Raw genomic sequence first — 25,053 nt, 5'->3', positions numbered from 1 at the left:
GCACTGGAAAAGAAAAACAGGTAAACGGGTGGCCGAATCACTTCAACGCGCTAATGATTCGGCTCTAACGAATCACCCATCCCTGCAGGAGCATTGAATGGCCGCCAAGGATACGAACGAAGACCGCAAATCCGACGAGCAGGAACAGGAAATCTCGCTGGACATGAGCCAGGCCAACGTCAAGAAGATGATCGCCGAGGCCCGCGAGAAAGGTTACATAACCTACGACCAGCTCAATCAGGTTCTGCCGCCTGATCAGGTCAGCTCGGAACAGATAGAAGATGTAATGTCGATGCTGTCCGAAATGGGCATTAATATCATCGAAGACGAAGAGGCCGAAGAGGAAGAGCAGAAAGGCTCGACCGATCTGGTCACCACCGATACGAATCGCGAAGTAACCCTGGCTGGTTCGCAGACGGAAAAGCTCGACCGTACAGACGACCCCGTCCGCATGTATCTGCGTGAGATGGGCAGCGTCGAACTGCTGAGCCGCGAGGGCGAAATTGCCATCGCCAAGCGGATCGAAGCAGGTCGAAACACAATGATCCTGGGGCTGTGCGAAAGCCCGCTGACCTTCCAGGCGATTACGATCTGGCACGACGAATTGCTGTCCGAAGATATTCTGCTGCGTGACGTCATCGATCTGGAAACAACGTTTGGCAACCAGATGGACGAAGACGGCGACGTTGAAGAGCCGGTTGTCGACACATCGGCCGTTTCGGCGGCAAAGCCTGAAAAGGACACCGGGCCAGAGTTAGATGCGGATGGAAATCCGATTGCTCAGGACGACGATGATGACGAAGACGAACAGGCCAACATGTCGCTCGCTGCGATGGAAGCCGCGCTGAAGGATCAGGTTCTGACCACTTTGGAACGGATCTCGACCGATTTTGCGATGCTTTCTGAAATGCAGGACAGCCGGATTTCGGCCACTCTGAACGAAGACGACACGTTCAGCGCGAAAGACGAAGAGACCTATCAGAAACTGCGCGCTGAAATCGTTGAGTTGGTGAACGGACTTCATCTTCACAACAACCGGATCGAAGCGTTGATCGACCAGCTTTATGGTATCAACCGCCGCATCATGTCGTTGGACAGTTCGATGGTGAAATTGGCCGATCAGGCCCGTATTAACCGGCGTGAGTTCATCGATGCCTATCGTGGACGCGAATTGGACCCGAATTGGCTGGCTGAGATGGCTGAAAAGCCGGGACGCGGCTGGCAGATGTTCATCGAACGCTCGACCGATAAGGTTGAAGAACTGCGCAACGATATGGCTCAGGTTGGTCAGTATATCGGCCTGGACATCCCTGAATTCCGCCGCATCGTGCAGCAGGTTCAGAAGGGCGAAAAAGAGGCCCGTCAGGCCAAGAAAGAGATGGTCGAAGCTAACCTTCGTCTGGTGATCTCGATTGCCAAAAAGTACACGAACCGTGGCCTGCAATTCCTTGATCTTATTCAGGAAGGTAACATCGGATTGATGAAGGCGGTCGACAAGTTCGAATACCGTCGTGGGTACAAGTTCTCGACCTATGCGACTTGGTGGATCCGTCAGGCGATCACGCGGTCTATCGCGGATCAGGCCCGGACCATCCGTATTCCGGTCCATATGATCGAGACGATCAACAAGCTGGTCCGCACCGGTCGTCAGATGCTGCATGAGATTGGCCGTGAGCCGACGCCAGAAGAACTGGCTGAAAAGCTGCAGATGCCGCTTGAGAAGGTTCGCAAGGTGATGAAAATCGCTAAGGAACCGATCTCTCTGGAAACGCCCATCGGCGACGAGGAAGACAGCCAGCTTGGCGATTTCATCGAGGACAAGAATGCCGTGCTGCCGCTCGACAGCGCCATTCAGGAGAACCTCAAGGAAACCACGACTCGGGTTCTGGCCTCGCTCACCCCACGCGAGGAACGGGTTCTGCGGATGCGGTTCGGCATTGGTATGAACACCGACCACACACTGGAAGAGGTGGGCCAACAGTTCAGCGTGACCCGTGAACGGATCCGTCAGATCGAAGCGAAAGCGCTGCGAAAACTAAAACATCCCAGCAGATCGCGCAAACTGCGGTCGTTCCTGGATCAATAGAAAAAGGCGCCTCGGATTGAGGCGCCTTTTTTTTGTTTTAGGAAACAGCAATTTGGCGGCATTGCCAAAAACCTTGGCAGGAAATCAAAAGAACCTGAATTGCTCCGTTTCTATGTTCGGCTTGTCCACTTATGGGACGGGCCGGGGCGAGGTAGAAATTGCTAATGACCCTGGTTTCAGGCAGGGCGCTTCCTCTCTTCGACAACTCCTGTCGCGCCACAAGGGCCATTTCGACTGGACTAGGCCGACGTTGAAACTTCAACGCCTAACCAACGGCTTCTGACTGTATTCACACATTCCTTGTGGTTCTTTCTTGTCGCATTGCCGTTGTCAGTACCGCATGACATCCTGAAAAAAATTCTTCTCGGCAGGGATGTCAGGGATATGGAATGTGGTACGAGTCCAGAGATGTTCGATGGGAAAAACCTGATTGTTTTTGATGGCGAATGCGTTTTGTGTTCGAGGTTTTTTCAATTCATGCTCAAGCGGGATCGATCGCGGCGGTTTCAGTTTGCGACGGCGCAGTCACCGTTGGGTCAGTATCTGTTTCGGCAGCTTGGACTGCCGACGCGAGATTTTCAGACCAACCTGGTTTTTGTCGACGGTAAGGTCTACCAGCGCCTGGACGCATTCGCTGCAGCTATGCAGCAATTGCCGATGGCGTGGCCAGTGTTGTCACTTTGCCGGTTTCTTCCTGCCATGTTGAAAGATCCGTTCTATAACGCGATTGCCCGAAACAGATACGCGATTTTTGGGCGCGCTGAGCTCTGCTTTGTGCCGGATGCAGATATGCGATCGCGTTTTGCACCGCAGGGGTTTCAGAGTGAGTGATCCATTTCTAACTGCTCTGCCGGCTGCGACGGAATTGCCAACAGCAGTGTGTACCCTGCACAGTACTGGAGGGTGCTTCACCGGGCGTTGTCGGATTGAACGCGGTCAAGGAAGGCTGGTTGCCATGGCGTTGCGTCTGGGTCGATTTCCCCCGGCGGGCAGAAACACACCCGTTCAGGTCACGATCAGTGGGGACGGTCAGAGATGGTACTGGGTACGCGATTTCAATGGCCATAGGATGCAATCCAGCCTGACATATGATCACGACACAGGATGCGTCCGCGAAGATTTCGGCCCGATGTCGATATGGTTGCAACCGTCTTTCGACGGGCGGCGGCTTGGAATTTCGATTCACCGATTGACCATACTGGGACTTCCAGTCCCGAAGTTTCTTTTGCCTCGTTCCGATACAATTGAATGGCAGGACGATCGCGGGCGTTTTAGGTTTGATGTTGCGGCAGAGGCGCCCGGTCTGGGATTGTTGATCCGATATCAAGGCTGGCTCACGCCAGTTCACGGAGCATCGGGTCAAAGCTGAATTGATTGTGATCCCCACTATGCAGGGTTAATCCGTGATCTAACGTCTTAGGCACACGCAATTAGGGAAGATGATAGCTATGAAACAGATTATTGTAAGCGCCACTCTCGCTGCCTTTGCGTTCAGCATTCCTGCGACTGCTGATGCCGCACCAAACGGATATCGGACCGAGCCGATAAACAGCACAGAATTCGAAGTTATTCCTAGGGCGCGTCAAGATACAGATGGATATTGGTGCGCCGCGGCGGATTTTGCCCGACGCAAGTTGGGGGCAGGATGGCAGCAGCGCATCTATGTGTTGCGCGGATATGGACCTAGCGTGACGACTGGGCGCAGAACAGCGGTGCAGTTTTCACTTAAACCCCCGGCTGGGGGCGTTCCTCAGCAAAGCAGCTTCATCACGGTTGGCTTCCCGGTGGGCTACAGCATGTCGGTTCAAGGCGCCAATGGCCGCTGTAACATTCGTCCGTTTCTCCGCTAAGGAGCGCATGGGAGGTTCGCATTGCAGGCAGAATTCACAATTCAAACGCAGGGGCCGGGTCTGTATGAATTCACTGATGAGATAGTTCGGTGGTCAAATTTAGTGGCGACGGATGGCGTGTTGACCCTGTTCGTTCGCCACACGTCCTGTTCCTTGCTGATACAAGAGAATGCCGATCCGGAAGTGCAAACCGATCTGCGGGCGTTTTTCGATAGGCTTGTTCCCCCGTCTGACCACCCGTCCATGGCGTATCTGCGGCACACCTATGAAGGACCAGACGATATGCCGGCGCATATCAAAGCCGCTTTGATGCCCGTGTCACTGTCGATACCAGTGTCTCAAGGGCGCCCACTTCTTGGCACATGGCAGGGGATTTACCTGGCCGAACATCGCGCTTCACCCCATACACGCTTGGTTGCGGCCCATCTGGGCTGACACTTTATTTAGCGGTGCAAAATTCCGACTACCCAAATCCTAGCGGCTGCCCTATAGTTGTGGATAAGTAAGCCGTAGCGCTTACAAAAAGAGGCCGAACAAGGGACGAGGAGACGGCGGATGCGCTGCCCGTTTTGCGGAAACATCGATACTCAGGTCAAGGATTCACGCCCGGCAGAGGATCACGTCGCGATCCGTCGGCGCAGGTTCTGCCCGGCCTGTGGGGGCCGGTTCACGACATATGAGCGCGTTCAACTGCGCGACTTGGTCGTTATCAAAACCAACGGTAAACGGGAAGATTTTGATCGGGACAAGCTGGAACGCTCGATCCGCATCTCGATGCAAAAGCGTCCGGTGGATCCTGAACGGATCGATCAGATGATCTCGGGCATCGTGCGCCGATTGGAAAGCATGGGGGATACCGATATTCCCTCCAACAAGATCGGAGAAATCGTCATGGAAGCTCTGGCGCGGATCGATACCGTTGCCTATGTTCGCTTTGCGAGCGTATACAAGAATTTCCAGGCGGCCGATGATTTCGAGGAGTTTGTCCACGAACTGCGCCCGCCGCAGCCTTCGACGGACGAGTGAGCGACACAGATAAGCGATTTATGGCGTTGGCCTTGTCTTTGGGCCAGCGCGGCCAAGGCAGATGCTGGCCCAACCCCGCCGTCGGGTGTGTCATAGTGCAAGACGGGCGGATTGTTGGTCGTGGTTGGACACAACCCGGCGGACGCCCCCATGCCGAGACCGAAGCATTAACGCAGGCCGGTGCGGCAGCCCGTGGTGCGACAGCCTATGTTTCACTGGAACCCTGCGCCCATCATGGCAAAACACCACCCTGCGCCGAAGCATTGACTGCCGCTGGCATAGGTCGCGTCGTTGCCGCGCTTGAGGACAGCGATCCGCGTGTGGCGGGGCAGGGCTTTGCAATGCTGCGCGATGCGGGGATCAAAGTTGAAACTGGTGTTTTGGCAGATCAGGCGGCGCTGCACCTGGCTGGCTTCTTTCTGAAAACTGAACAAGGCCGCCCCTTTGTAACGCTGAAACTGGCCAGCAGCTTTGATGGGCGGATCGCGACCGCGACAGGCCAAAGCCAATGGATCACTTGCCCAACATCCCGACGCGCGGTCCACGCAATGCGGGCGCGTCATGATGCGGTGATGGTCGGGGCCGGGACGGCGCGCGCAGATGATCCGTCTTTGACTGTGCGAGATGTTGGCGCAACTCATCAGCCCGTGCGCGTTGTCGTGTCGCGGCATATGGATTTGCCGTTGATGGGCCAGTTGGCGCGTACGGCGTCCGAAATTCCGGTCTGGTTGTGCCATGGTCCACACCCGGATGCCGATCGGGCTCGGGCATGGGAGGGGTTAGACGCACGTTTGATACCCTGCGCCCTGAAAGATCACCATATTGATGCGGTCGATGTGCTGCAGCAACTGGGCCATGCAGGTTTGACTAGCGTCTTTTGTGAAGGCGGGGCCGCGCTGGCTGCTTCATTGCTGGCAGGGGATCTGGTTGACGAGCTGGTAGGGTTCACAGCAGGACTGACCATCGGGGCCGAAGGTCTTGCTGCGGTTGGAACGCTGGGGTTGGAGAAACTGGATGCTGCCCCCCGTTTCGAGCTCGTCGAAACGCGCGCACTAGGGGACGATGTATTCCACCGGTGGCGACGATCTACGCAATAGGCGAGATGCTCAACGCCACAGATGGGCATAGGTTGCGAAGATGCCTTGCAGTTTAGACAGAATACGGTTTAGCGGTCTGGGATGAGCGACGTAACCGCTCGACAGGCGTTCGACGACGATTTCAACGGGGCAGGGCTGTCCTGTGGCGGGGTCCATATAGCGCGGGTAGTCGATCAGCGTCGCATGAATCAAACCCATTAGAGAAGGTCGCGCGCCCCGACGTGCTGGGACTGTGCCAAGATCGGTGGTCAGCCCCCAGCCTGCATAAAAAGGTGCCCCCAGCGTCGTGACTTTAACCCCTCGCAAAAGCGCTTCGAACCCTGTCAGCGAGGTCATAGTCCAGACCTCGTCGACTTGCGCCAACAAAGCCGCTGGATCCGTGTTTTCGGCCACCACATCTGCCAGTTTGTGGGCGTCAATCTTTCCCTCCCGCAGACCAGCTTCGACGTCAGGATGAGGCTTGTAGATCAATACTGCGTCTGGATGCGCATCCCGCGCGGCACTTAGCAGGCCCATATTCGTGCGCACCTCACTGGTTCCCAACAAGATAGACGCATCATCTTCAACTTGCCCCGGAACCAAGACCCGATGACCTTCGGGAAGTGAAAGATTGGTGCCGCCGGTATTGTATTTGCTCAACCCTTTGGACAGCAGCTGTCCTGCCATGCGCTCGACCCGCTGTTCCTGATCGGGTCGCAGGGTCTCACGTTTTGCGATCAGTTCTTCCAACCGGCTGGGCCGTGTCGGATCGTAGTAAATCCCCAGATCATCCGTCACCAGCGAGACTGGGGGCACAAGTTCTGCTCCTAGCCCACGCGAACGCAGAAAGCCATCCTCGACCCGTGTGGCGTCTTCGATGCCTCTGGCCTGACTGGCCCAGACCATATGCGGACGTTTTGATACTGTAGGGGCTGCCGAGAAAAACCGAATCTTTTGGTGCCGCCCAAACATTTGCTGCAGGTGTCTGCGCTTCCACAGACGCATCCCCGAAGCGGTCCAGCCCAAATGATCCTGGCGCCACGCCCGGGTCTGCGCCTCTAACGTGTCCAATACGGCTTCAAGCTCACAAAGCTGGTCCCGATATGGGTCATACCATGTGGGGTAAAGCAGCATGGCTGCGGCAAACAATTGCGCCCGGGTCAGATTGCGTTGGCGGCGTGGGATTGGGTTTTCATCCTGTGTCAGGCCCCAACCAGCATAGAAAGGGTGTCCAAGAACGCGTGGTTTGTGGCCCGCCAGGATCGCCTCGAACCCCATTTGCGAAGACAAGGTGTAAACACCGACAGCCCCATCCAACAACGACCACGGGCTTATTGGCTTGCGCAGAACAGACACCCGATCCGACTGGTCCTGGTCCGAGAAATATCCCTCGCGGTGACCTGCAAGCGTTTCCGGGTGCGCCTTGATCAGAACGCGCATTCCGGGGTTTTCTTCCTGAGCAATCACCAGCATTTCTCGGAAACGGGCATGGTCGCCACCGCTGGCTGTCACAGCCGCATCGCCCTGTGTTTGATCAATGACAAGAACATAACCGGGTTCGGGTGGTTGAACGTCAAAGTCAAAAGCCGAGTATTTGCTGAGATGCAGTTCTTTCAACCGCTCAATCGCGCCACGTGCCCGGTTCAGCAAGGCGGTGTCGTCTAACGGGTGAGACAACAGAAGCGTTTCGAGATCCGACGGCGTTTCGGGGTCAAAATGCAGGCCGGTTTGATCCAATAACAGACCCAGCGGCGCTTCACCGCCCCGACCCGGGTGTAGTGACCTGAGGAAAGCATCCTCTACGCGCAGGATCGACGTGTTGTGTTTTTTCGCGATATGCATCCCGCGATAGGCGGTCGGACTGTTTCCCCAAACACCAACAGCATCGCTTTGCTGAGGTAGGCCAAGACGCATGTCATACCCGGCCAGCGACAGAATGCGCCTGATGCGCTTGTTTGTAAGAAAACCACCGTTGTAGACAAACAGCCGGGTGCGCTCAGCCCCGGCTGGGGTGCCCTGATCCAGGACCATTCATCAGTTACCCGACAGCGTGGCTATATTTGCAACCGGGGTCAGCCCGCCCGCAATCAGCGAGATTGATTTGCTCCACTGGGCGTAGGGGGCTTCGGTCACATAGATTGTGTCGTCGTCGCGAACAACAAAGTCCCGCGCAACGAAAAGGCCGTTTGGCGCCGTCAGGTTCAACAGATAGATCAACCGTTGCTCCCCCTGCAAGTCAGCGCGTCCCATCACGTTGCGGGCAACATCCTGCCGTTCTTTGCGTAGAATGAAGATCCCAGTGGGGTCCGATGACAAGGTCAGCAATCCGCCAACCTGTGCCAAAGCCTCAAGCGCGGAAAGGTCCTGACTTTCAAACGCGACCCGGGATTGTCCACCGGTGGCGCCCAGCGCGATGTAGGATCGGCTGTCTTCTTCCACCAGGATGCGATCCCCACCGCGCAACGCAACATCCAGCCTGGGATTGCGGAACAGATCCTCGTACCAGATGGTGCCTTTCTGATCGCCGCGGATCAGGGTCACAAGCGCAATATCCGAGGCGACAGAAACACCGCCAGCCTGAGACAACATACCCAGCAAAGATCGGGTAGGCCGTTCAATCGGGTAGATGCCAGGCGCCGCAACGGTGCCCGTCAGGGACACGGTCGATCCGTCACCTGCAACACGGCGTACTTCGACCTGAGGGTCAGGTGTTTGTTCTTGAAGCTTGTTTGTGATCAAAACGCGCAGTTGCTCTGGCGTGTTGCCTGCGGCGCGCATGCGACCGGCATAGGGGACAAAGATGAACCCTTCGCTATCGACCTGAACTTCGTCCAGCGCGGTGGCCGCACCGGTTTCACCGGACAAAAGGCCATCGTCGACGTTTTCCCAGATGGTCAAACCAAGGACATCACCCGGTCGCACCGTATCAGCCGTCAGAGTCTGTGCGGTGCTGAATGAGGAAGAAAACCCATATTGCGGGACAGCGGAGGTGGCTCTGGCCACGCGGTCATCCACCTCGACAACAAACGCATTGCCGCCGTTTTCGACAGAACCGGCCAGGATCTCGTTTTTGTTAGGCCCGGACTTGGGAAGCTGGCAGGCGGCCAGAAGGCCAAACGCCGCGACAAGGGAAATCCCCCGCATCCATCGGATTGGAAAGCTCTGCACTGCCGAATATCCTCAAGTTTCTTAGTTTTCGGCAGAATACCGCTTTGGAATCGCAACTTCCAGTCGCAGATGGTCAGAGCTACTCAACGATTCTCAACTGTGGCGTTATCGCCTCGTTGCTTTTCAGGACAGATTGGTAGGGATCATGGATCTGAAGCATCATGTCTACCATCCGCCGCAACAGCTGTCGGCGACCACGACGGGAGTAAAACCCGCCCGGTATCTGGCTGGTTTCCAAAAGGAATTGGCGGTAACTGCGGTATGCGTCGCCGTCAGGAGCGCTGGGATTGGCAAAAAACGCAGCTATGGATTGTTGTGAGACAAATTCAGGCTTGTCGTAAACTGATTTCCCAAAGATGCGCAGCGGGATATCGCGCCACAAAACCTGCTGACCCGCCGTCGAATTGATTGTCACGGCAGAGTTCGCCTCGTCCAGCAGTTTGGCGAGTTTGCCGCCGGGCACATAATGAACCCGGCCCTGAATTCCGTATTCCTTCGCCAATTGCCGCACGCGGCGGCGCAGCGGCTCACGGTGGTTTTCCAGAGGGTGTTCCTTAACGACCAACCGGTGATGCTTGGGTGCGCCTTGGGCGAAACCCTCGATCACCGTCTCCAGAAATTCGCTCATGCTGGAAAAGTCGGAATGAGCCTGCACCGAGCTGTCGTGACCCAATTGCAGCAATGCGAGGTGATAGGGAAATCCGCCCGAGCGCACGCGTGCGGTTGCCCAACTGCGTTGCACCCGATGGAACGGCATAAGGATAAGCCGTTTGAAATACAGCATGAATTCTCGTGAGACGGGCAATTCCCGGTGGCGCTTGAAGTTACGGTAGCGCCCGTTCAGGAATAGGACGAACCAATGATATAGCGCGCCGTAGAAAATGTGCTGCCGCATGTCTCCCCAGTGGGACGGCGGTGGCGGCGCTTTGGACGCGGACGCCTCCAGCGCATGTTGCATCTGATCGATGTCCAGTGACATCAGGCGTGAATTGCCGTTCGACCCGCCCCGTTCATAGGTCACCCACCATGGGCGAAGGTACCCTTCTTCGAACACATGGACCATCACGCCGCGGGATTTGGCGATTTCCGCCGCACGGGCGTGGACTGGGCGGGTATCGCCATATAGCACGATGTCCGTCACACCTTTGCCAACGATCAGGTCAATCAAGGCATCCGGCCATTGTTCAATCGTGTCTCGGAACGGAATGTAGCTTGCTTTTTCAGACCAGAATGCACGATCCCCGGCATTGAAGCCTACGCGCCACGTTTGCGCCCCTGACGCGCGCAGCATGCGTCCCAGAGCATTGAAAAACGGACCATGTGGCCCCTGCAAGAACAGGAAGACGCGACCTTTGGAACCTGAAAACGAGTGGTGCATGTAATCTGCTTTAGTCTTAGTTATTGTCAAAACTATGCCCGTTTCGCCCAATTCCAACAAGCCAGGGCTTGCCCGCCCGGGTTACTGAGCGTAACTCGACAGTGATAGTCAGGCACAGGTTATGAACTGAGGGTTAACGGAATGTTTACAGGGATCGTTACAGATGTTGGCACTGTCGCCGAGTTGGAGCAGCAAGGTGACCTGCGCGCGCGGATCAAGACGGCCTATGACACTGCGGGCATCGATATAGGTGCGTCCATCGCCAGCGACGGTGTTTGCCTGACTGTGATTGCACTGGGTGACGATTGGTACGACGTCCAAATCAGTGCCGAGACCGTGTCCAAGACCAATGTGGAAAGCTGGACGATTGGTAAACGGATCAATCTGGAGCGTGCTCTGAAGGTTGGTGATGAACTGGGCGGCCACATCGTCTCGGGGCATGTCGATGGCGTGGCAGAGGTGGTCGAAGTCGCCGACGAAGGCGACAGCACCCGTGTCACCTTGCGCGCGCCAAAGGATCTGGCGCGGTTTATCGCACCAAAGGGGTCGGTTGCCTTGAACGGCACGTCTTTGACGGTAAACGATGTTGAGGGCTGCGATTTCGGGATCAATTTCATTCCGCACACCAAGGATGTTACGACCTGGGGCGACGTATCAAAGGGCGACCGTGTCAACCTCGAGATCGACACACTTGCACGCTACGTCGCCCGTTTGGCCGAAATGACCTGACCTGATGGGGGCACACAACGTCGCGTCGCGGCCAGCCAGCGCCGTTTGCGGTCTGGCCTTTGGGCGCGTGGTGGTCTATCCCGCCCTGCAGATATGCTCTTGTGAAAGGCTGCCCCATGAGCTTTGAAACACCCGGACCGGTTGAGGCCGAGCTGCGCGACGCGATCAGCCCGATCGAAGAGATCATCGACGAGGCGCGCAAAGGCCGGATGTACATTCTGGTCGATCACGAAGATCGCGAAAACGAAGGCGATCTGGTGATCGCTGCCGAGTTTGCGGATGCCGAGGCGATCAACTTCATGGCAACCCATGGGCGAGGCCTGATCTGTCTGCCGATGACGGCGGAACGTATCGATTTGCTGGGTCTGCCAATGATGGCAGTGAATAATTCGTCTCGTCACGAAACAGCATTTACCGTTTCGATCGAGGCGCGCGAGGGCGTGTCGACCGGGATTTCTGCCGCTGATCGCGCGCTGACCGTCGCGACTGCGATCAACGAGCAAAACACCATGGCGCATATCGCGACACCCGGCCATGTTTTCCCGCTGCGGGCCAAGCGGGGTGGGGTGCTGGTGCGCGCGGGTCATACCGAGGCCGCGGTCGATATCTCGCGGCTGGCAGGGTTGAACCCTTCGGGCGTGATTTGTGAGATCATGAAGGCTGACGGCACCATGGCACGCCTGCCGGATCTGGTGGCTTTTGCCAAAGAGCATGACATGAAGATCGGCACCATCAGCGATCTGATCACGTATCGGTCTCGCAACGACAATCTGGTGGTCGAAACCTCGCGTGAAACGGTCACCTCGGAATATGGCGGCGATTGGGAGATGCGGATTTTCACCGATCAGACCCACGGCATCGAACATGTCGTCATGATCAAAGGCGATATCACGACACCCGAGCCCGTTCTGACACGCACCCATGCCCTGCACGAAGCGCCCGATATTCTGGGCCTGGGACCCAAACCTCCACAGGAACTGCCCCGCGCGATGGAAATCATCGCTGCCGAAGGACGAGGTGTGGTCTGCCTGTTCCGTCAGCCGCGCAATTCGCTTTACGCGGCCGAGGACGAAGGGCCGAGGACCATCAAGCAAACCGGCCTTGGGGCTCAGATCCTGTCCAAGATGGGCGTTCAGGAGCTGATCTTGCTGACCGACTCACCAGAAACCAAATATCTGGGTCTGGACGCCTTTGGTCTGTCCATCGTCGGAAACCGCTCCATTCTCAAGGAGGGATGATCATGGCTGAACAAGACAAACACGGCGTTCTGCCAACGCCAACATTCGACCGCCCGGTGAAATTGTTGATTGTCGTCGCGCCGTTCTACCGCGCCATCGCTGACAACCTGGTTGCCGGTGCCAAGGCCGAGATCGAAGGGGCAGGCGGCACCTGTGACGTGGTCGAAGTGCCCGGTGCGCTGGAAATCCCCACTGCAATCGCCATGGCTGACCGTCAGTGCAATTTCGACGGCTATGTTGCATTGGGCTGTGTCATTCGCGGAGAGACCACGCACTATGAGACGGTGTGCAATGACTCCAGCCGCGCCATCCAGTTGATGGGTCTGCAAGGTCTGTGCATCGGTAACGGCATTCTTACGGTCGAGAATGACGATCAGGCCGAGGTGCGCGCCAACCCTGAAAAGATGAACAAAGGCGGCGGGGCGGCCGCTGCGGCCTTGCATCTGATCGCACTCAGCCGTAAGTGGGGCGCTTCGAAAAAGGGCGTTGGCTTCAAGCCGCCGTCCGAGTCCATCCTTGTGGCGGGCGATAGCAACGGACCCACGACAGCATGACCCAGAAAGACGCGCCGAAACCGGCCAACCGGAAACGCCTGATGAAATCCGCCGCGCGGCTGTACGCCGTGCAGGCACTGTTCCAGATGGAGCAGTCGGGCCAGACGACCGAACAGGTTGTTGGTGAGTTTCTGGATCACCGGTTTGGCGCGGTCTATGAGGGTGACGAAATGCTGGATGGCGATATCTCGGTGTTTCGCGGGTTGGTGGATGATGCGGTGAATTACCAGGCGCCCATCGACCAGTTGACCGACCGTGCGCTGGTTGCGAAATGGCCGATTTCCCGGATTGACCCAACGCTGCGGGCATTGTTTCGCGCAGCAGGGGCTGAACTGACGCAAAGTGATACGCCGCCCAAAGTGGTAATCACCGAATTTGTCGATGTGGCGCGCGCTTTTTTCCCGGAAGGCAAAGAACCCAAATTCGTCAACGCCGTCCTGGATCATATGGCCCACGAAGCGAAGCCCGAGGCGTTCTGACACGTTTACCCGAACCTCACATGCACTAGACTCAAGGTCATAGTTCAAGGAGGTTCGTCATGCCCAAACTGATCCGCCTATATATCACTCAGGTTGCTTGGGGCTTTGCGATTTCGGCTGTGTTTGTCGGAGTGCTTTTGGCCTTGAACGTCGCCAACCTGCGTCACTTGATTACAAGCTCTGAGATTGGCCTGATTGCCCTTGTCATGATCTGGTTCATGAATGGGATCGTCTTTGCAGGCGTGCAGTTTGCCTACGCGATCATGAGCATGGCTGACAAACCGCAAGGCCCACGCCGCGGTACCCCCGTCGTGCACAGCTTCGAGCCCTCAGTTGCAAAGCAAGAAGCCAAGGCAGGGCGCTGATGTTAGTTTAAGAAGTGTGGCGGGACCACCAGTCAACCGTGTGGTTTGATTCCCGAGGACCTGTATGTACAGGTGGGCGCCAGGTAATCAGGCCAGAACCTGAACAGAGCCAGCCCCCTCGGAATTGCTTAAGGCCACCAGAATGCTACCTGTCACAAGAAGGGCAGAACCCGCCACGCGCCTAAGTAGGCTGTGCGGCGGGCTTGCACAAGGGGTCAGGCGTCAACTGTTTCGTGCAGCGCGGTGCGCATCTTGCCAAAATGTTCGTCCCATCCATTGTCCAGGGCCAAGATCAGGCCAAAGGCTTCTGCGCCCTGGGGCAAGCCTTCGTGCTGCAGGCCAAGGCGTGTGCCTCCTGCGACGGGGTCCAGGGTCCATTTGACAACACTCACGGCTTCCCCCATGGGTTTGACCGTGAACGTATACTCCAAGTATTTCGGCGGCTGCGCGACCCGCACCTCTCCCCAGATCAGCAGATCGCCGCTGGTTGTTCCAAACATCTCGAGCTTTTGCCCTTGGGCCAGCGGGTGTTCGGGTTTGTGAAACCATTCTGCCAACCTGTCAGGCTCGGTCAGATAGGCCCAAACAGTTTCAGGTTCAGCGCGTAGGAAGATCGTTTTTTGCAGAACGGCGTCAGTCATTTCTTTTTCCTTTCAATAGCTTCTTTGAGAGAGTTGAGGCGATCATCCCAGAACTGATCGAAGTAGCTGAGCCAGTCGAGCACTGGGGCCAGGCCCTGAGGTTCAAGTCGGTTAATACGTTCTCTTCCACGCGCCTCGACCGAAATCAGTCCGCCGTCCGAAAGAACGGTTAGGTGCTTTTTTACAGCGGCGCGGGTCATATCGAACCGGTCAGTAAGTTGCCCGATCGTCATCTCTTGGGCGGCAAGGATTTGTACGATGTCCCGACGGGTGGGATCAGCAAGGGCACGAAAGGCGTTTTGGGTTTGGATATGCATCAGTAACCTCAATTGGGATACCATTTGGTTCTATATAAGTATGATACTAAATGGTATCATGTCAAGACAGCTGTCTACTTTACTTTTGTTCGCTAATTGTTCACATTCCTGACATGACGTTGGATCTGCAGCCTGGACAGAAACTGGCACGGGGCGTGTCGCGCCACTTAAGCGCGCACGGCTTTGTGTCTGTTGAGGAATTCGTGCCGCAACGTGGATTGCGTGTGGATGTCATGGGGTTGGGCCCCAAGGGTGAACTATGGGTGATTGAGTGCAAGTCCAGCCGTGCCGATTTCCAGTCAGACTCCAAGTGGCAGGGCTATCTGGACTGGTGTGATCGGTTTTTCTGGGCGGTGGATACCGAGTTTCCAACCGATCTGTTGCCCAACGAAACGGGGCTGATCATTGCGGACGCCTACGATGCCGAAATCATTCGTATGGCCCCGGAAGACAGGGTGGCTCCGGCTCGCCGCAAAAAAATGATCCAAAAATTCGCCACAGATGCAGCGCGCCGCCTGCAGATGCTGCGTGATCCTAGGCTTTGACGGCTCGGGCAGCCTGCGCGGCAGCGCGGAGTTCGTCTGCGATTTCTTCGGCTTCCTCGGGTTCGAAATCCATTGGAACTTCGACCCCATCTGCCTCGATGAACAGCCGCACCATGCCGTGATCTGTCGGCCCGATCTGAAGGTTCGCCTGAATGTCGCGTTCGGTGTTAATGCCCATGTGTGCCTCCGGGACTGAGCGTTCGTGCTAGCGCGCGAAGGGTTGAGAATCAAGTCACCTTTGCTATCAGATGCGGTATGGAAGACGTTGTTCTCAGACCGTTTCGCCCCGATGACGCACCTTGGCTGATCGAACAGCACGGCACGCTGTATGCACAGGCTGAAGGGTTTGACGACAGCTTTGGCCAGCTCGTGGCGCAGATTTTGGATGACTTCATCGCCGAGCATGATCCTTCGCGGGAGCGGGGTTGGATTGCCGAAAAAGGCGGGCAGAGACTGGGTAGTATTTTCTGTGTCTCCCTGACCCAAGAAACAGCAAAGCTGCGCTTGTTTCTGTTGGTTCCACAGGCGCGCGGGTTGGGTTTGGGAAAGCGCCTTCTGGCCGCCTGTACAGGGTTTGCACGCAACGTTGGGTATCAGGAAATGGCCTTGTGGACACACGAAAGCCACAAGGCGGCCTGTGCGCTGTATCGGGCAAACGGCTGGCAGCTATTAGACAGTAAACCTGTGCAGTCTTTTGGCGTCGATCTTGTTGAACAAAGCTGGAGAATTCAGCTTTAATCCTCTTGCATTCCGGGGGCGCGTTCGGTAAATCGCCCCTCACGAGTGCCGCCTTAGCTCAGTTGGTTAGAGCGCTGGATTGTGGATCCAGAGGTCCCCTGTTCAAGCCAGGGAGGCGGTACCATCTCTCTAAAAAATCAGAACAATATGGCGTTGTGAGCGTTGATTCCGCGATGAGAGCTTCAGGTGCGCAGTTTGATCAGCGCGCCAGGTTCAGCCTGAATTTCATCTTGCCTTGTTTGGCGACGGGAAGATGCCGGTTCAGATGTGTGTTGATCAGGCCAAAGCCCCAGACGATCACCAGAGTCAGCACGATGAAATAAAACGCCAGGATCGGGTAGGGGACAAACGGGTTGAATGTCTTGTCGGCAAAGTAGCTGGCATAGTACAGCGCATCACCCCGTTGCTGCCACGCAGGAAAGGCAGAAAAATACACCAGCGTGGTTGCGTGGAACAGAAAGATTGCCTCGTTGGTATAAGCGGGCCAGGCCAACCGCAGCATCGTGGGCCAGACGATCCGGCGGAACCGGGACCAGCCGGACATCCCATAGGCATCTGCCGCCTCCAGATCGCCTTTGGGGATCGACCGCAGCGCGCCATAGAAAATCTCACCCGTGTAAGCTGCCGTGTTCAGGAACAGCACGATCAACGCCCCCAGCCAGGCCGAGGTGAAGGCGTCAAACATCGGGTAGGGTTTCTTCAATGACAGGAAGAAGAAATAGGCGAAGAAGAATTGGATAAATAGCGGTGAGCCTCGAAACAGGAAGATGAACCACTCGGACGGTTTTCGCAGCCACTTGTTCGCAGAGAATTTCCCAAGCGCCAGTGCAGTGGCCAGAAAGAACCCCGTCGCCAGAGCCATGATCCCGAAATAAACGTTCCAGATCATTCCTGAACCGATCAGGGTGAACTGTTCGCAGAGCGTAAAATCGTTCTTGGGCAGCAGACGCTCGCCAATGCCGATGGATCTCAGGCCGTAGTCCTGAATGGTTTGCAAGCAGCTCATGCTGTCGTCTCCTTGCGCAGCAACTCACCACCGGATGTGGCCTGGCCATGGGACAGCTTTTGCATCAGGCGTTCCAACCCGATTTCCGAAACGCGGGTCATGCCAAGATAGAAAACCAACAGGAACAGAAAGTACCACATGCGCCAGTCGCCATGCGGGTATTGTGTAAACTTTGACGTCTTTGTTCCGCCCAACTCGCGGGCCCAGTAGACGATGTCCTCGATTCCCAGCAGGAACAGCAGAGGGGTCGCTTTGATCAGCACCATCCACAGGTTGGACAGGCCCGGCAGGGCGTAGACCCACATTTGTGGAACCAGGATGCGCCAGAATGTCTGGCGACGGGTCATCCCATAGGCTTCGGCTGTTTCAAGCTGCGCGTGCGGTACAGCACGCATCCCCCCGAACAGCACATTGGCCGCGAAAGCGCCGAAAACAATTGAGAACGTAATGACCGCCAGCAGGAACCCATAGGTTTCGTGGACCCATTCCGGGGCGGTACCCAGCGGTAGTTTAGCGGCGCGGCAAACGATAAAGTCGTTGCCCTGCCGGATTGGATCCGTCCATTCGGGGCACATGACCTGATGGCGCGTCCATTCGAAGGCCTGATCCAGAGCGATCACGAAAAACAGGAAGAATGCGATGTCCGGCACGCCACGTACAATGGCGATGTATCCTTTGCCCAGCCAGCTGAGGGGCAGGAAATGCGACCGTGCTGCCATCGCGCCTGCAAACCCAAAGCCAAGCGCAACGGGCGCGGTGACGGCCAAAAGTGCCAGAACCTTGATGAAGGACAGGTAGAATGACCAGTGGACGCCATTGGTCAGATAGCACGAAAACCAGCGGAACGTGCCCAGCGTGTCAGGATCAGCGCAGTAGGAGAACATATGGCGTCTTTCGAACGTCGCGCCCGACCTGAAGTCGGGGTAGGTTCGGCGCTAATGCGCGCCGAACCGCAAGACAAATGGCTTAGTTGGTTACAACTGTACCGTCTGTGCCGTAAGTGGCGGTTTCTTCGCCAAACCACTTCTTCAGCATTTCGTTCAGTGTACCGTCCGCCTTCATCGAGGTGATGGCTGCATCAAATTTGCCGCGCAGCTCGCCGTCGCTTTCACGCAGGCCCATGCCGATACCACCACCCAATGGAACCGGATCGCCGATAAAGACCAGCTCGCCACTCGATTCCTCGACCAGCGGTGCCAGATAGTCACGGTCGGCCAGAACGGCGTCCGCTTCGCCGTTACGCACGGCTGCGATGGTTTCTTCCGGAGTTGCGAACTCGACCAGAGTTGCACCGGATTCTGCCACATGGCCTGCTTGAATGGTCGCGGTTTGGGCTGCAACAACACCGCCCGTTACGTCAGCCGCGTCAGACGTCGCAACATAGGCCGATGCGGTGGGTGGAAAATAGTCCTGAGTGAAGTCGATGACTTCGTCACGCTCGTCGGTGATCGACATGCCAGCCGCGATAGTGTCGTAGTTGCCAGAGACCAAGTTTGGAATGATCGAATCCCAGTCGTTCTTGACCCACTCGCAGTCCAGTTCGGCGCGTTTGCAAAGCTCATCGCCCAACTCACGCTCGAAACCGTCGATCTCGCCGGCGTCATTGATGAAGTTGTACGGAGGGTAAGCGCCCTCGGTACCCATGCGAACTGTGTCTGCCATTGCTATACCAGCAGTCAGTGCCAGCGCTGCGGTTGTCAGAATCAGGTTTTTCATTGGTTACTCCCCAGTTTGTTTCTTCCTGAAAGTTATGCCGCCTGAGTGGCGGATAGAAAGCCCCGAAGCCGTTCGGATTCGGGGGACGTAAAGATATCTTCGGCGGTGCCTTCTTCTTCGATCAAACCGTGATGAAGGAACACGACATGGCTTGAGATGTCAGCCGCCATCTTCATATCATGGGTTACGATGATCATGGTACGACCTTCGGCAGCCAGATCTTTGATCACCTTGATGACTTCCTGCTCAAGCTCTGGGTCGAGCGCCGATGTGGGCTCGTCAAACAACAGAGCTTCAGGTTCCATGCACAGACCACGGGCGATGGCCGCTCGTTGCTGCTGGCCACCAGACAATTGGGCCGGGTAAACATCGCACTTGTCGCCGATGCCAACTTTTTCCAGATATCTGCGAGCGCTATCTTCAACCTCAGCCTTATCACGGCCCAGAACCGTAATCGGCGCTTCCATCACGTTCTGCAGGATAGTCAAATGCGCCCAAAGATTGAATTGTTGAAACACCATGGACAGGTTTGTGCGGATCCTCAGAACTTGCTTGGAATCCGCTGGTCTGCGGCTATGGCCTTTCCCCGACCAAAGCACAGGTTCGCCCTTAAACAGGATCTCACCTTCCTGGCTGTCTTCCAACAGATTGCAGCAGCGCAGAAGCGTCGATTTACCAGAGCCGGACGACCCGATCAACGATACCACGTCGCCTCGATGGGCGGTAATGTCGACCCCTTTTAACACTTCGAGATTGCCGAAGCTTTTGTGAAGGTTGTTGATCTCGATAACGGGAGCGGGTTCTGTCACGGACGGTCCAGTAGCTTGTGGTGTTGGTGCGGTACTAGGGCTTAAAAATCAGAGCAATGCAATGCGCAAATCACCAAACCAAGCCCGGAATCCACCAAAGTGACCAGACGTTTTCACCAAAACGGTCAGCTATTGTGCCGCAGCGCCTGTGGCGTAGGCGGAGTTGGGACGGCAAGATATTGATCCGCGTCTATCGGGATCAGCCCCCGGATGTGGAGCGTCTGCCTGTCTTCTTGTGACAGTTCGACAATGGCTGACTGAACCGCGTCTGCAATCCGGCAAGCATCTCGCCCAAGGGCCGTAATAAAGGGCAGCGCGGGGGTCGGCGAAGTGGCAGCCACTTCACGCAATCTATCCCCCAAATCTGTATGTTCTTGTAGCAAAAGCCAGGTCAGCGCATCCAGCGAGGCAAAATCGGCCGTACCATCTGCGACGGCTTCGGCGGATAACGCATGCCCGCCCGTTTCCAGCAGCTTTGCCGGCACCAGACTCATCTGAGACAAATGAGTAGTTGGCGCGGCCCAGCCTGATTGGGAAAGAGCCTCGTTATAGGCAAAAACACCTTGCGCCAGTTCTTGCAGATCACGCTTATCTTCTGACCGGGCCACAATCACCGAGCGATAATAACCCGGCAGGCATCCGGGTATTCCGTAGTCCGGCGTACCGACCAATTGCACGTGACCATGTAGCTTGGTTCTGTAGGGCATCCCGCAGGTTTGGGCAAAGATCAGGTCCGGGCTCATCCAGACCTTCCACATGTCGCAATCACGGGTCAGTTGCGCTGGACCGTCGTTCAATTCAGCACGAATCAGACCCCAGAACCGATCATTTGCTGGCCGCATAGCAGGCATGTCATACATGCCCAGCATGGCTGTCACGATTTCGCCACGCTCTGCCGTGCCATTGCAGAGTCCACGTCGCTAACACCTAGTAAACTGACGACCAAACGCAGCAGAGAATCTTCTTCACCGGTGCGATGACCGTCAGCCAAGGCAACCGACCAAAGCGCCTGAACTACGGCCAGCCTATCCTCGTAGGCAACAGCCTCTTTGATCGCGCGGGTAAAGCGGACGGTATCCGGTGCCTCTGCCTCGAGGTCTTCGGCTTGCGCGCGCAGGCTCGCCGATTCGAAAGGCGAAAGGCCATACCGCTCGGCTGATATCCGGTCGATCCGGGCCATTTCAGAATCAGCATAGTCGTTGTCGGATCGTGCGATGCGCACCAATAGGGCCGTCAGGGCCAGGCGGGCATCGTCATCGACCATCGGATCGGGCTGAGGCTGGGTCAGCCGGGATAAAAAAACACTAAACATGAGACAGATATAGACTCAGCTTAGCCCGCATCCAAGCGGGATTGCACACGCTCGCGCGCAGCCTGACTGTCATTGAAGCTTAGACCCATCGCTATTCGAGCTTCTTCGACGATCTTCATTTCGCCTTCGTCCATGTTGCCATCCGCGACGACAACTTCCCAAAGCGCCTCTAGCGCAGCCAGACGTTCCTTCAAATCGGTGGTTTCGCGGATTAGCTTCCCGAAGGTGTCGGTTTCTGGGGCAGCAGCGTGCAGCTTTTCGCAGGTGGCGCGCACCTTGGCGGCCTCAATGGCGTTGTGTTGATACAGGCGCGCGAGAATGCGATCGATCAGGCTGATCTCTTCCAGTTTGTAGTCTCGATCCGCTTGGGCAACGCGCACCATCAAGGCCCCTAAAGCCAGTTCGGCATCCGGGTCAGGCAGGTGATCATGTTGCGGCGGTCGAAACGCCTGAAAGAACTTTTTCAGCATGGGAACAGGTTATTCCATATTTTGTGGTCCGCCAAGCGTGGACTACCCGTCATAGCCCTGAATGATCACAAGATCGCCGGTCGAGACCGGGTCGCGCAGGGCTTTGGCCTTTTGATAGGCATCGCTTTCATAACAGGCCTGCGCATCGGCGTAGCTGGGGAATTCGATTACAACCGTGCGGGATCGGGCCTGACCCTCGGGCTCGACCCGCTCGCCTCCGCGCACAAGGAACTTTGCGCCATATTTGGCAAACGCGGCACCGTTTGCGGCGATGTAGTTCTTGTATGTCTCCATGTCGTGCACATCGACATGGGCAACCCAATATCCTTTGGCCACGGCGCGTCCTCCTGTGGATTCCCACGCAAGGTGCGAAGGAAACGAAGAAAATGCAATCCCCTAAAGGTGGTCAGTTCGACGGGCCAATCGCCTTATGCGCATTGTCCTGCAGCCAGGCGAGCATTTGCCGATACGGCACCGGCCCGTAGCTGATCCGTGCCACGCCAAGCCCGGCCAGAGTAGGCGTGTCGGGCGTGCCGGGCAGGGCAATGATGTTGACGGGCAAATCGGTTGCGTCGCACAGCCGTTTGATCATGGCTTCGTCTTTCAGACCAGGGGCGAAGAAACCGCTGGCGCCGGCATCGGCATAGGATCTGGCACGGGAAATGGTTTCGTCTAGCATAGCGTCGTTGTGAGTGTCGGGCGCGGCTTTCAGAAAGACATCAGTGCGCGCGTTGATGAAGGCGGGGATGCCCGCTGCATCGCAGCCTTCACGCATTGCGGCGACCCGGGCCGATTGAGTTTCGATGTCATAAAGGTCTTTGGTGCCAATGATTTGGTCTTCAAAGTTAAAGCCGATGACCCCGGTTTCAAGGGCGTTCTGAACGTTGACTGCGATCTCAGCCGGGTCTTCGGCGTATGCCCCTTCAAGATCCATCGAGACCGGCAGATCTACCGCCGCGACGATCCGACGGGCGTTATCCAGCGCGTGATCGAAGGGTATGTTCTGACCATCTGCAAAACCCTGCGCCATGGCAACCGGAGCACTGCCCGTGGCCAGCGCCTTGGCCCCGGCATCACGTACGGCACCAGCGCTGCCTGCATCCCAGATATTGTAGAGGACAATTGGATCGCCCTTTTTGTGCAGGGCGGCAAAGAGTTCTGCGCGGGTGATTTGATCAGTCATGGCCGGTCTCCTGTCGCTGTGTTGACGACAGTTATCCGTGTGATCGACTATCACGTACAGAAAATTCTGCGTATTCCGTCACATTGCAGTGATTTCAAGCTTAGACCAAGCGTGACGTTTCCTTGGCTGCACGTACAAAATCGCGGAACAACGGGTGTGGATCAAAAGGTTTGGATTTCAGCTCGGGGTGATACTGCACACCGATAAACCAAGGGTGATCCGACCATTCAACGATCTCGGGCAGGCGACCATCCGGTGACATGCCTGAGAAGTTCAAGCCTGCCTTTTCCAGTTTGTCGCGGTATTTGATGTCGACTTCATACCGGTGACGGTGGCGTTCTTCGATATTTGTGCCGCCGTAAACCTCGTTCACTTTCGAGCCATCGGCCAGAACAGCATCGTAAGCACCCAGACGCATGGTGCCGCCCTTATCATCGCCTACTTTGCGTTCGACTTTGTGATTGCCCTGCACCCATTCCTTTAGGTGATAGACAACCGGCTCGAACCGTTTCTTTCCTGCTTCGTGGTCAAATTCTTCCGAACCGGCTTCTTTAATGCCGGCCACGTTGCGCGCCGCTTCGATGACGGCCATCTGCATGCCCAGACAAATGCCCAGATATGGCACTTTATGTTCGCGTGCATATTGCGCGGCTTTGATCTTACCTTCGGTGCCACGTTCGCCAAACCCGCCGGGGACAAGGATCGCATGGAACCCTTCCAGATGTGGCGCGGCGTCTTCGGTGTCGAACACTTCGGCATCGACCCACTCGACCTTCACGCGGACCCGGTTGGCCATTCCGCCATGGGTCAGGGCCTCGGCAATCGATTTATAAGCGTCTTCCAACTGCGTGTATTTGCCCACGATGGCCACCTTCACCTGACCTTCGGCATTGTGGATACGGTCGCTGACATCTTCCCATTTGGTCAGATCGGGTTTAGGCGCAGGGCTGATCTGGAACGCGTCCAGAACGGCTTGATCCAGACCTTCACGGTGATAGGCCAGCGGGGCATCGTAGATTGTGCTCAGGTCCTGAGCCGCGATCACACTGTCAGCGCGGACGTTGCAGAACAGGGCAAGCTTTTCGCGCTCTTTCGTCGGGATTGGACCTTCAGAACGGCAGACCAAAATATCGGGGGCCAGACCGATAGACCGCAGCTCTTTCACTGAGTGCTGGGTCGGTTTGGTTTTCAACTCGCCCGAGGCTTTGATGTAGGGCAGCAGCGTCAGGTGCATGAACAGGCATTGACCACGCGGCTTATCCTGGCTGAACTGGCGGATCGCTTCGAAAAAGGGCAGGCCCTCGATATCGCCCACGGTGCCGCCGATCTCACATAGCATGAAATCAACTTCATCCTCACCGATTGCGATGAAATCCTTAATTTCGTTGGTGACGTGCGGGATCACCTGAATGGTCTTGCCGAGATAATCACCGCGGCGTTCTTTTTCCAACACGTTGGAATAAATCCGGCCCGAACTGACCGAGTCGGTCTTGCGCGCCGCGACGCCGGTGAAACGCTCGTAATGACCAAGGTCCAGATCGGTCTCGGCCCCGTCATCTGTGACGAAAACCTCACCATGTTCAAACGGAGACATCGTGCCCGGATCGACGTTCAGATAAGGGTCCAGCTTGCGCAAGCGCACCGAGTACCCCCGGGCCTGCAACAAGGCGCCCAGAGCCGCCGAAGCCAGTCCTTTACCCAAGGACGAAACCACACCACCAGTGATGAAAATAAAACGCGCCATGTTTTTCGGCTGCTCCCGTGAGACGTCATTATCAGCTGCCCGGCGGCTTGAAAAAACCGCTGCACCACGGGACTTCACGTATAAAGGATTCGCGCACGCAGCGCAAGAGAACCGCAAGATGCTGTTGCAGCTCTCTGTCAGATTTCTAGGTTTTGTGGCTTAGTCGGCTTGCGGGATCAGCGGCGCATTGTCACCCTGCGTGGGTGGCAGCAGATCGTCCGCCGACGGAACCGCCGGAGTGCTTTCTTCGGTCGATGCCGGTGCCGGTACGCCCAAACGATCGATAACCGAGCTGCCCGAAGATTTTTGCGCAGCTAGAATCGTCAGGGTGATCGAGGTCACGATAAAGCACGCGGCCAACACCCAAGTGACTTTGCCCAATGCGGTCGCTGCTGACCGGCCCGCCATGGCACCACCGCCACCGCCGCCCATGCCAAGGCCACCGCCTTCGGACCGCTGCATCAGAACAACGGCAATCAGGCCCAGGGCCAGGAGGAGATGGATGATGAGAACGACGTTTTCCATGGTGTTCCTGTGCGGCGTAGCGTGTATCGCGTGGTACTTATGCAAGTTTGAAGCTGGGGGCAAGGGACGAGTTGGCATCACAAGACGTGATATCTGAT

At 56.5% G+C, this 25,053-nt stretch carries 31 protein-coding genes and 1 tRNA gene; 15 read left to right on the top strand and 17 right to left on the bottom strand.

Annotation, left to right across the window (positions count from 1 at the left end; all coding sequences use genetic code 11):
* Positions 1-97: 97 nt before the first annotated feature.
* The 7 genes from rpoD to ribD all read left to right on the top strand — a co-directional run bounded on the left by rpoD (position 98) and on the right by ribD (position 6,059).
* Positions 98-2,086 carry an RNA polymerase sigma factor RpoD gene (gene rpoD / locus Q1B21_RS01715; protein WP_298932702.1) on the top strand — a complete coding sequence of 663 codons (1,989 nt, stop codon included), beginning with the start codon at positions 98-100 and terminating at the stop codon, positions 2,084-2,086.
* 408 nt (positions 2,087-2,494) lie between these two features.
* The gene (locus tag Q1B21_RS01710) at positions 2,495-2,917 is read left to right on the top strand and encodes a thiol-disulfide oxidoreductase DCC family protein (RefSeq protein WP_299885162.1); all 423 of its coding nucleotides are present in this window, start codon (positions 2,495-2,497) and stop codon (positions 2,915-2,917) included.
* Complete coding sequence (locus Q1B21_RS01705) at positions 2,868-3,455, top strand: DUF4166 domain-containing protein (protein ID WP_299885159.1); 588 nt, start codon at positions 2,868-2,870, stop codon at positions 3,453-3,455. Before Q1B21_RS01710 ends, Q1B21_RS01705 begins: the two co-directional genes overlap by 50 nt.
* 79 nt (positions 3,456-3,534) lie before the next feature.
* Positions 3,535-3,936, top strand: a complete 402-nt coding sequence (locus Q1B21_RS01700) for a hypothetical protein (protein ID WP_298932696.1) — start codon at positions 3,535-3,537, stop codon at positions 3,934-3,936.
* Between the two features lie 21 nt (positions 3,937-3,957).
* Positions 3,958-4,371, top strand: coding sequence for a secondary thiamine-phosphate synthase enzyme YjbQ (locus Q1B21_RS01695; protein ID WP_299885155.1), 414 nt, complete (start codon positions 3,958-3,960; stop codon positions 4,369-4,371).
* 120 nt (positions 4,372-4,491) lie between these two features.
* Complete coding sequence (nrdR, locus tag Q1B21_RS01690; RefSeq protein WP_117869416.1) at positions 4,492-4,962, top strand: transcriptional regulator NrdR; 471 nt, start codon at positions 4,492-4,494, stop codon at positions 4,960-4,962.
* Positions 4,959-6,059 (top strand): bifunctional diaminohydroxyphosphoribosylaminopyrimidine deaminase/5-amino-6-(5-phosphoribosylamino)uracil reductase RibD, encoded by a 1,101-nt coding sequence (gene ribD, locus Q1B21_RS01685; RefSeq protein ID WP_299885151.1) that lies wholly within the window; start codon positions 4,959-4,961, stop codon positions 6,057-6,059. Before nrdR ends, ribD begins: the two co-directional genes overlap by 4 nt.
* A 9-nt stretch (positions 6,060-6,068) precedes the next feature.
* Here the strand turns inward: ribD and Q1B21_RS01680 are convergent, their stop codons facing one another.
* The 3 genes from Q1B21_RS01680 to Q1B21_RS01670 form a co-directional block, all read right to left on the bottom strand.
* A complete protein-coding gene (locus Q1B21_RS01680) occupies positions 6,069-8,069 on the bottom strand; it encodes a capsular polysaccharide biosynthesis protein (RefSeq protein WP_299885148.1) in 2,001 nt (666 codons plus the stop codon).
* Between the two features lie 3 nt (positions 8,070-8,072).
* Positions 8,073-9,206: a polysaccharide biosynthesis/export family protein gene (locus Q1B21_RS01675; RefSeq protein WP_299885145.1), complete on the bottom strand. Its 1,134-nt coding sequence runs from the start codon at positions 9,204-9,206 to the stop codon at positions 8,073-8,075.
* A 79-nt stretch (positions 9,207-9,285) separates the two neighbouring features.
* Positions 9,286-10,584 (bottom strand): capsular biosynthesis protein, encoded by a 1,299-nt coding sequence (locus tag Q1B21_RS01670; protein ID WP_299885142.1) that lies wholly within the window; start codon positions 10,582-10,584, stop codon positions 9,286-9,288.
* A 141-nt stretch (positions 10,585-10,725) separates the two neighbouring features.
* Here Q1B21_RS01670 and Q1B21_RS01665 point away from each other — a divergent pair, with 141 nt between their 5' ends.
* From Q1B21_RS01665 to Q1B21_RS01645, 5 genes are all read left to right on the top strand, one after another.
* Positions 10,726-11,313: a riboflavin synthase gene (locus tag Q1B21_RS01665; protein WP_299885139.1), complete on the top strand. Its 588-nt coding sequence runs from the start codon at positions 10,726-10,728 to the stop codon at positions 11,311-11,313.
* A 116-nt stretch (positions 11,314-11,429) separates the two neighbouring features.
* Entirely contained in the window at positions 11,430-12,551 is a 1,122-nt protein-coding gene (gene ribB, locus Q1B21_RS01660; RefSeq protein WP_298932686.1) for a 3,4-dihydroxy-2-butanone-4-phosphate synthase, read from the top strand.
* Positions 12,552-12,553: 2 nt separating this feature from the next.
* Positions 12,554-13,105, top strand: coding sequence for a 6,7-dimethyl-8-ribityllumazine synthase (locus Q1B21_RS01655; protein ID WP_299885137.1), 552 nt, complete (start codon positions 12,554-12,556; stop codon positions 13,103-13,105).
* Positions 13,102-13,584, top strand: coding sequence for a transcription antitermination factor NusB (gene nusB, locus Q1B21_RS01650; RefSeq protein ID WP_298932684.1), 483 nt, complete (start codon positions 13,102-13,104; stop codon positions 13,582-13,584). Before Q1B21_RS01655 ends, nusB begins: the two co-directional genes overlap by 4 nt.
* Before the next feature lie 59 nt (positions 13,585-13,643).
* Positions 13,644-13,949 carry a hypothetical protein gene (locus tag Q1B21_RS01645; protein WP_299078186.1) on the top strand — a complete coding sequence of 102 codons (306 nt, stop codon included), beginning with the start codon at positions 13,644-13,646 and terminating at the stop codon, positions 13,947-13,949.
* Positions 13,950-14,164: 215 nt separating this feature from the next.
* On the opposite strand, the gene Q1B21_RS01640 is transcribed toward Q1B21_RS01645, so the two are convergent.
* Entirely contained in the window at positions 14,165-14,590 is a 426-nt protein-coding gene (locus tag Q1B21_RS01640) for an SRPBCC domain-containing protein (protein ID WP_299885132.1), read from the bottom strand.
* Positions 14,587-14,907 carry a helix-turn-helix transcriptional regulator gene (locus Q1B21_RS01635; protein WP_299078196.1) on the bottom strand — a complete coding sequence of 107 codons (321 nt, stop codon included), beginning with the start codon at positions 14,905-14,907 and terminating at the stop codon, positions 14,587-14,589. Before Q1B21_RS01635 ends, Q1B21_RS01640 begins: the two co-directional genes overlap by 4 nt.
* 113 nt (positions 14,908-15,020) lie before the next feature.
* Here Q1B21_RS01635 and Q1B21_RS01630 point away from each other — a divergent pair, with 113 nt between their 5' ends.
* Positions 15,021-15,452, top strand: a complete 432-nt coding sequence (locus Q1B21_RS01630) for an MmcB family DNA repair protein (protein ID WP_299885129.1) — start codon at positions 15,021-15,023, stop codon at positions 15,450-15,452.
* On the opposite strand, the gene Q1B21_RS01625 is transcribed toward Q1B21_RS01630, so the two are convergent.
* On the bottom strand, positions 15,442-15,630 hold the full coding sequence (locus tag Q1B21_RS01625; protein ID WP_120635781.1) for a DUF6324 family protein: 189 nt from the start codon (positions 15,628-15,630) through the stop codon (positions 15,442-15,444). The two genes, Q1B21_RS01630 and Q1B21_RS01625, sit on opposite strands and share 11 nt — an antisense overlap.
* Before the next feature lie 77 nt (positions 15,631-15,707).
* Between Q1B21_RS01625 and Q1B21_RS01620 the strand changes: the two genes are divergently transcribed.
* The gene (locus Q1B21_RS01620) at positions 15,708-16,190 is read left to right on the top strand and encodes a GNAT family N-acetyltransferase (protein ID WP_299885126.1); all 483 of its coding nucleotides are present in this window, start codon (positions 15,708-15,710) and stop codon (positions 16,188-16,190) included.
* A 47-nt stretch (positions 16,191-16,237) separates the two neighbouring features.
* A tRNA-His gene (locus Q1B21_RS01615) sits at positions 16,238-16,314 on the top strand.
* Positions 16,315-16,389: 75 nt separating this feature from the next.
* Here Q1B21_RS01615 and Q1B21_RS01610 read toward each other — a convergent pair.
* The 11 genes from Q1B21_RS01610 to secG all read right to left on the bottom strand — a co-directional run bounded on the left by Q1B21_RS01610 (position 16,390) and on the right by secG (position 24,955).
* The gene (locus Q1B21_RS01610; RefSeq protein WP_299078205.1) at positions 16,390-17,196 is read right to left on the bottom strand and encodes an ABC transporter permease subunit; all 807 of its coding nucleotides are present in this window, start codon (positions 17,194-17,196) and stop codon (positions 16,390-16,392) included.
* Positions 17,193-18,080 carry an ABC transporter permease gene (locus Q1B21_RS01605; RefSeq protein WP_298932672.1) on the bottom strand — a complete coding sequence of 296 codons (888 nt, stop codon included), beginning with the start codon at positions 18,078-18,080 and terminating at the stop codon, positions 17,193-17,195. Before Q1B21_RS01605 ends, Q1B21_RS01610 begins: the two co-directional genes overlap by 4 nt.
* An 82-nt stretch (positions 18,081-18,162) precedes the next feature.
* On the bottom strand, positions 18,163-18,912 hold the full coding sequence (locus tag Q1B21_RS01600; RefSeq protein WP_298932671.1) for a transporter substrate-binding domain-containing protein: 750 nt from the start codon (positions 18,910-18,912) through the stop codon (positions 18,163-18,165).
* Between the two features lie 32 nt (positions 18,913-18,944).
* Positions 18,945-19,721: an amino acid ABC transporter ATP-binding protein gene (locus Q1B21_RS01595; protein ID WP_298932669.1), complete on the bottom strand. Its 777-nt coding sequence runs from the start codon at positions 19,719-19,721 to the stop codon at positions 18,945-18,947.
* Positions 19,722-19,846: 125 nt separating this feature from the next.
* Positions 19,847-20,590 carry a PhnD/SsuA/transferrin family substrate-binding protein gene (locus tag Q1B21_RS01590; protein ID WP_299886730.1) on the bottom strand — a complete coding sequence of 248 codons (744 nt, stop codon included), beginning with the start codon at positions 20,588-20,590 and terminating at the stop codon, positions 19,847-19,849.
* A gap of 5 nt (positions 20,591-20,595) precedes the next feature.
* A complete protein-coding gene (locus Q1B21_RS01585; protein WP_299885121.1) occupies positions 20,596-21,033 on the bottom strand; it encodes a TerB family tellurite resistance protein in 438 nt (145 codons plus the stop codon).
* Between the two features lie 20 nt (positions 21,034-21,053).
* Complete coding sequence (locus Q1B21_RS01580) at positions 21,054-21,503, bottom strand: TerB family tellurite resistance protein (protein ID WP_298932665.1); 450 nt, start codon at positions 21,501-21,503, stop codon at positions 21,054-21,056.
* A 42-nt stretch (positions 21,504-21,545) separates the two neighbouring features.
* Entirely contained in the window at positions 21,546-21,839 is a 294-nt protein-coding gene (locus Q1B21_RS01575) for a DUF1330 domain-containing protein (RefSeq protein ID WP_298932663.1), read from the bottom strand.
* 70 nt (positions 21,840-21,909) lie between these two features.
* Positions 21,910-22,686 carry an isocitrate lyase/phosphoenolpyruvate mutase family protein gene (locus tag Q1B21_RS01570; RefSeq protein ID WP_299885118.1) on the bottom strand — a complete coding sequence of 259 codons (777 nt, stop codon included), beginning with the start codon at positions 22,684-22,686 and terminating at the stop codon, positions 21,910-21,912.
* 100 nt (positions 22,687-22,786) lie between these two features.
* Positions 22,787-24,430, bottom strand: a complete 1,644-nt coding sequence (locus Q1B21_RS01565; protein ID WP_299078213.1) for a CTP synthase — start codon at positions 24,428-24,430, stop codon at positions 22,787-22,789.
* 159 nt (positions 24,431-24,589) lie between these two features.
* A complete protein-coding gene (secG, locus tag Q1B21_RS01560) occupies positions 24,590-24,955 on the bottom strand; it encodes a preprotein translocase subunit SecG (protein WP_120635078.1) in 366 nt (121 codons plus the stop codon).
* Positions 24,956-25,053: the final 98 nt, after the last annotated feature.

This window comes from uncultured Ruegeria sp., from assembly GCF_947504215.1.
In the GTDB taxonomy this organism is placed as follows: domain Bacteria; phylum Pseudomonadota; class Alphaproteobacteria; order Rhodobacterales; family Rhodobacteraceae; genus Ruegeria.
Note: the sequence above shows the minus strand (reverse complement) of the source record. Positions and strands in the feature narration are given on the sequence as shown.